Below are 5,052 nucleotides of genomic sequence, written 5' to 3' on the forward strand. Positions count from 1 at the left end.
TGCGCATGGTCATGTCGGCACCCGTTTGCTCGGCCGGCCAACAGCGGTGGTGACACCGGTCGCGACCTTGTACCGCTCCCCCGTCCAGCCGCAGCAGAGCATGCAGGCGAACGAACCGGGGCGCTGGGTGCGGAAGCAGCCAGGGCAGTACCACAGCGCCTTCAGGCCTTGGCGTGCGTGCGTCATCGCACACCACCGGTGAACGGGGGCCGTACGGTGACGGTGACGACGTCCTCGGTTAGCACCACGGCTTCGGTGCTGCCGTACGCGGTGGGTGCGAGACCAACGGTTTCGCGGCGGTTCGGAAGCGCGCGCGCCCAGTCGTGAACGACACCGGTGCCACCGTCGCAGGCGATCTCGACGCGACCGTTCTCATGGATGGTGATCGACCGGTAGTGCAGGGCCGGGTTGGCCTTGAAGAGCGCGCAGAGTCGGTACACCGCAGCTGTCTCACCGGGTCCCCCCTGCGGGTTCACAGGACCCACCTCGCGGCCTCGCCCATGAAGGCGCCGAGTCCGATCAGTGCGCCGGCCAGTGCCACCAAGACGGCGCAGGAGTCCTTCGGCTTACGCCCGCTCGGCAGTCGGCGGCCCATCACCGCTCACCCCCGCGGCGTTCCTCGTGCAGTTGGTCCAACTCGCGCTTGCACTTGATCGCTTCGATCTCGCGCTCACTGAGCACCGGCTGCGGCGGCTTGCGGAAGATCCGCTTCCCGACCAGCGCCCATGCGACTGCCAGCAGGATCGACACGACAAACCACCCCGTCGCGATCGCCTGCACCCATCCCCAGATCCCCATTTCGGCTACTCTTTTCTGTGTTGGAGCCCTCGGTTGCTGCTGTCCGGTAGAAGCCGAGGGCTTCGGCTTTTTTGTCTGTTCTGCTTGGAGCCCCTGCGAGCCGCCGCTCAGATCGGCGAGGGGGGGTCCGCCGCGGCAAGGCGACCCGCAGGGGTGATCAGGCCGCTCTTGCTCGAGCGGTAGTCAGTAGGGGTCGGATTCGGCGCTGCACGGATTCGGGGAGTCGTCCGCCGGCAAGCCAGCGCTCGGCGCGCTCACGTGCGGCCTTGTCGATCTCGGCGGCCTGCCGGGCGTTCATGCCCCCTCCCGCCTGCCACGGCGGATGGTGAGGCCGGGGAGCTCGGACTTGCCCTTCGGCTGTTTGCCGCGCTGAAGCTTCCGCTCGGCGTTGCTCATCGCGCGCTCTCCCTCCTTGCCCTGCTTGGGGCGTCCGCCGCGGGGGGTCACGATGCGGCCTTGAGGTCGAACAGTTCGTTCGGTTCGACGCCGAGCGCGTTGGCGATGCGGATCCGCAGACCGTCACTGGGGGCCTGGAAGCCTCCCTCGATCCGGTGGAGGTGGGTCCGGCTGATGCCGACCTCCTGGGCGAATGCCGTGGCCGTCAGTTCCTTGTCGCGCCTGGCTCGCCGGACTCGCTTCCCCCATTCGGCGTGCATCTCGGTCTTCTCCATGCGGATAACCATGCACCTGCCAACTGACACCTGTCAAGGTGCAAGTGTGACTTTCTTGGCATGTAACTTGACAGGTAACACGTGGCACTTGAGAGTTGCCGTATGAATGACTCGGCCCAGACCCTGCCGGGCCATCCGTCACCGGGGACTTGGCTCGCGCTCCAGATGGAGCGCAGGCAGATCAGCGTCCGTCAGATAGCGGACGCGATGGAAGTCACGACACAGACGGTCTACGGATGGCAGAACGACAGGGCCGCGATCAATGAGGCGCGCGTGCCGCGCCTAGCGGAAGTGCTCGGCGTCTCGGAACTCGAGGCGCGTCGAGGCCTGGGCTACTGGGTGCCGGACGAAACCACACCAGCTCGGCCGGCGAAAGACACGGCCGAGCTCGAACGGATCATCGATGATCTGACCACAGTGCTGGAGAGGTTCAGGAGGTGGCGGAAGGAGGGCGTTGACTAGCCTGCCACCCTTCACCCCCGGTCTTCGACGATCTCCTTCAGTTCCTTGATGAGCGCTTCAAGCGTCTCCTCGATCCTGTCCATAGCGGCGTCATCACTCCCCAGTTCGTGCATTGCGTGACCTTCCCGATACCCGCTCGTTGATTGAGGCGGGTACCGGGCCGCTGTTGGTCCACCCCGAGGCGGTCCGGTACTCCCATTGTTTAGATCGTTAAAGATGAACACGTGGTTACAGACTTGTGAATAACGTGCAGGTAACGGTCCATACCGGTCAGTCATGTAACTTCCACCCGCGGCACGATCTCCACGGTGTCAGGGTCGAACGGCCTCCGTCCCCTGCGTGCCCGGTGGATGCGGATCTCGGCGAGCTCGCCGATGACCTTCCGCTTCGCGTCCAGCGTGAGCCGCATCCATGTCTCCTCCGCCCCAGCACCCAGGAGCTCGGCCGCGATCTGCAGGGGGCGAGCGGGCAGGACCCTGGCCTCCAGTTCAGCGAGGCGCATGTTCAGCCGCCTCATCGTCACCTCGAACTGCTCCGGGGTCATCGAGTCGCCGTCCACATACAGCGCCTGGGTCGCCGCGATCTTCGCCCGCAGAGACTCGATCGGCTGCAGCGCGGACGGGCTGACAGGCTCCGCCAGACTGAAGCCGCGCTCGAGCAGGTGCACGATGGTGCGTTCGACGTAGTAGTCGATGGGGTCACGCTGACGGCTGATCCGGCAGACAGGGCAGGTGTAGAGCAGGACGTAGCGCCGGGGTTTCGTCTGGGTGCTGCCGCTCTTCATCCGGACCGGACCGCCGCAGCTGCCGCACTTGGCGATCCCGGCGAGCAGGCTCACGCGGGCGTTCGCACCCTTCGGTGCCCCCCCGCTGAGGACGGCCTTCGCGTGCCGCCACGTCAGCTCATCCAGGGCCGCCGGCCAGACAGCGGGGTACTCGGCGCCGTTGTGGATGCGCGTCCCCACCATGCGAGGAGACATGAGCATCGCCTTGATCGAGGCCCTGCTCCAGGACTTCCCGGTGACCGTCCGGAGCCCGCGAGTGTCGAGGTCGCGGGCAATGAGGTGGGCGGACTCGCCTTCGATGACGCGCTTGGCGATCTCGCGGATGAGTTTCTGCTCCTCCGGCACCGGGGTGATCCGGTCCTCGGCCCAGCCGAACGCGCGCAGGCCGCCGTGGGGGAGTCCCCGCTCAGCTTGCTGGAGGACGGCGCGCTTCACCCGCTCACTGATGCGCTCGGCCTCCGCGGCGTCCCATGCCGCCAGCGTCCGGGCCATGGCGCGACCATCGGCTGTGGCGAGGTCGATGGAGCCGGACACCCAGGTGTGGACCTCGATGCGGTTCGTGACGTAGAGATCGAGGATCCCCTCCCACTCCATCGGCCGGCGGGTCAGGCGGCTGTTGCTGTAGGCGAGGATCACGTCGCCCGGCTCCAGCACGCGCGGCGCGACGCGCATCATGCGTTCGTAGTCCTCGCGTGGCTTGGTGCTGAGTGTCGATGCCGACCGGTCGTTGTCGACGAACGTCTCTACCACGGTGGCGCCGAGGCGTTCCGCAAGTTTGTCGGTGTCCTCGGCCTGGCGCGTGACGCCAGCCTCGAGCCCCTCGGGGTCGTCGCTGATCCTCAGGTACTTGAAGGCTCTGATCACGTCTTGATCATAGCGGGTTATCTGTGTAACGTGTGCTCCCTGAGGTTACACAGATAACCACCTAACAGGGGGGCCAACCATGAGCAACTTCCAGCAGCAGCCATTCCAGCCCGTAGCCAAGCCGCCGACGCCTCCGAAGAAGCCGATGTCCAAGGAGGCGCGGATCGCCTGGATGGTCCTCGCCGGGTTCGGCATCTTCGCGCTCGGCGCCACACTCGGGGCGTCCGGTGGGTCTGACCCCGCCACCTCCGCTGTCGCAGGCCCGCAGCCCACGGTGACCGTGACGGTCCCGGACAACGGGCCCACCCCGGACCCGGTGACGACACCCACGAACAAGCCGAGCCCTTCTGCGCCGGCCACCACTGCCCCGAAGCCAACTGTCGCGCCGAAGACCACCGCGAAGCCCAAGCCGGTCGTGTACAAGAAGCTGACGGCGCGGCAGTGGGCGCTGATCGCGAAGTCCCCGGACAAGCACGTCGGCGAGGCGTACACCGTGCACGGCGTCGTGACCCAGTTCGACTCGGCCACCGGTGACGACCAGTTCCGTGCGGACGTGGACGGCGTGAAGCACCTGCCCGAGTACGGCTACGTGGACTACCCGACGAACACGCTGATGACGAACATCAGCGGCGACCTGTCGGACCTGGTGCAGGACGACCTGTTCACGGCGAAGGTGGTCGTGGTGGGTTCATACTCGTACGACACGCAGATCGGCGGGGAGACGACAGTGCCGCAGCTGTCGGTCATCTCGATCACCGTGACGGGCTCGGTGAAGTGATGCCAAACACAATCGCCTACGCGAACCCGGAGAACGGGGAGATCCGCGGTGTCGTCGGGGTCGACAAGCGCAAGGAGTGGTACGGAACGGTCTGGGTTGAGGGCGGTGACCTTGGGACATCAGGCACATTCCCGTCCGAGGCTGAGGCTAACGACTGGGTCCGTGGAGAGTTGGGGCTGTCGTGAGCACCGAAGAGAACCTGAACGCTGGCCGTCCCGTTCAGGTAGGAGCACATTCACCTGAATCCCTGCGAGTGGCGTTGGAGAAGACTTGCGACAGGTTCGAGGCGATGGCCGCACGAAACGGCGACGTCAGGCTCGGCGCAGATGCCGTGCTGAAGGCCATCCACGAACTGCTTGCCGCCCATCCTGTAGAGCCTGCCGGTGTCCGTCTCGCCCGCGAGGGACTGGAAGAGATGCATGCGCGGATGGCTGCCGAGTCTGTAGGGGTGAGTGACGAGGCGGTCGATGCGTTGGCGCGTGTCCTGTTCGACGCCGAATGGGTGCCTGGCGACTGGAGCTGGGAGCAGTACCCCACGCCCAACCGGTGGCACGACCTGGCGCGGAAGGGCCTCGCTGCCCTGCCCCACCTGCAGCCCCAACCAGTAGCCTCCCGGGAAGCATTGCGGGAGCGGATTGCGGAGGCGCTGCACGACATCGACAACGTGCACACGTGGCAGCAGGAAGACCGTTGTC

The 5,052-nt window shown here is 66.3% G+C and carries 9 protein-coding genes; 3 read left to right on the forward strand and 6 right to left on the reverse strand.

Annotated features, from left to right (window positions below; genetic code table 11):
• Positions 1 to 182: 182 nt before the first annotated feature.
• The 5 genes from VIU94_RS26590 to VIU94_RS26610 all read right to left on the reverse strand — a co-directional run bounded on the left by VIU94_RS26590 (position 183) and on the right by VIU94_RS26610 (position 1,469).
• Positions 183 to 476, reverse strand: coding sequence for a hypothetical protein (locus tag VIU94_RS26590; RefSeq protein ID WP_331914840.1), 294 nt, complete (start codon positions 474 to 476; stop codon positions 183 to 185).
• Positions 473 to 595: a hypothetical protein gene (locus VIU94_RS26595; RefSeq protein ID WP_331914842.1), complete on the reverse strand. Its 123-nt coding sequence runs from the start codon at positions 593 to 595 to the stop codon at positions 473 to 475. Before VIU94_RS26595 ends, VIU94_RS26590 begins: the two co-directional genes overlap by 4 nt.
• Entirely contained in the window at positions 595 to 798 is a 204-nt protein-coding gene (locus VIU94_RS26600) for a hypothetical protein (RefSeq protein WP_331914844.1), read from the reverse strand. The genes VIU94_RS26595 and VIU94_RS26600 overlap by 1 nt, the downstream gene beginning before the upstream one ends.
• A 294-nt stretch (positions 799 to 1,092) precedes the next feature.
• Entirely contained in the window at positions 1,093 to 1,245 is a 153-nt protein-coding gene (locus VIU94_RS26605) for a hypothetical protein (protein ID WP_331914846.1), read from the reverse strand.
• Positions 1,242 to 1,469: a helix-turn-helix transcriptional regulator gene (locus VIU94_RS26610; RefSeq protein ID WP_331914848.1), complete on the reverse strand. Its 228-nt coding sequence runs from the start codon at positions 1,467 to 1,469 to the stop codon at positions 1,242 to 1,244. The genes VIU94_RS26605 and VIU94_RS26610 overlap by 4 nt, the downstream gene beginning before the upstream one ends.
• A 102-nt stretch (positions 1,470 to 1,571) precedes the next feature.
• Here VIU94_RS26610 and VIU94_RS26615 point away from each other — a divergent pair, with 102 nt between their 5' ends.
• Complete coding sequence (locus VIU94_RS26615) at positions 1,572 to 1,931, forward strand: helix-turn-helix domain-containing protein (protein WP_331914850.1); 360 nt, start codon at positions 1,572 to 1,574, stop codon at positions 1,929 to 1,931.
• Between the two features lie 274 nt (positions 1,932 to 2,205).
• Here VIU94_RS26615 and VIU94_RS26620 read toward each other — a convergent pair whose 3' ends face one another.
• On the reverse strand, positions 2,206 to 3,579 hold the full coding sequence (locus tag VIU94_RS26620) for a recombinase family protein (RefSeq protein WP_331914852.1): 1,374 nt from the start codon (positions 3,577 to 3,579) through the stop codon (positions 2,206 to 2,208).
• Between the two features lie 79 nt (positions 3,580 to 3,658).
• On the opposite strand from VIU94_RS26620, the gene VIU94_RS26625 reads away from it, so the two are divergent.
• Both VIU94_RS26625 and VIU94_RS26630 read left to right on the forward strand, forming a co-directional pair.
• Positions 3,659 to 4,357 carry a hypothetical protein gene (locus tag VIU94_RS26625; protein ID WP_331914854.1) on the forward strand — a complete coding sequence of 233 codons (699 nt, stop codon included), beginning with the start codon at positions 3,659 to 3,661 and terminating at the stop codon, positions 4,355 to 4,357.
• 181 nt (positions 4,358 to 4,538) lie between these two features.
• A partial coding sequence (locus VIU94_RS26630) for a hypothetical protein (RefSeq protein ID WP_331914856.1) occupies positions 4,539 to 5,052 on the forward strand: 514 nt, incomplete at its 3' end.

Origin of the sequence: Streptomyces sp., assembly GCF_036566765.1 — a bacterium.
GTDB lineage: Bacteria > Actinomycetota > Actinomycetes > Streptomycetales > Streptomycetaceae > Streptomyces.

What these genes read in the sequence shown, in the direction of transcription:
- VIU94_RS26610 (WP_331914848.1), bottom strand. Translation starts at nt 1,469, where the DNA reads ATGGAGAAGACCGAGATGCACGCCGAATGGGGGAAGCGAGTCCGGCGA.
- VIU94_RS26615 (WP_331914850.1), top strand. Translation starts at nt 1,572, where the DNA reads ATGAATGACTCGGCCCAGACCCTGCCGGGCCATCCGTCACCGGGGACT.
- VIU94_RS26600 (WP_331914844.1), bottom strand. Translation starts at nt 798, where the DNA reads ATGGGGATCTGGGGATGGGTGCAGGCGATCGCGACGGGGTGGTTTGTC.
- VIU94_RS26595 (WP_331914842.1), bottom strand. Translation starts at nt 595, where the DNA reads ATGGGCCGCCGACTGCCGAGCGGGCGTAAGCCGAAGGACTCCTGCGCC.
- VIU94_RS26625 (WP_331914854.1), top strand. Translation starts at nt 3,659, where the DNA reads ATGAGCAACTTCCAGCAGCAGCCATTCCAGCCCGTAGCCAAGCCGCCG.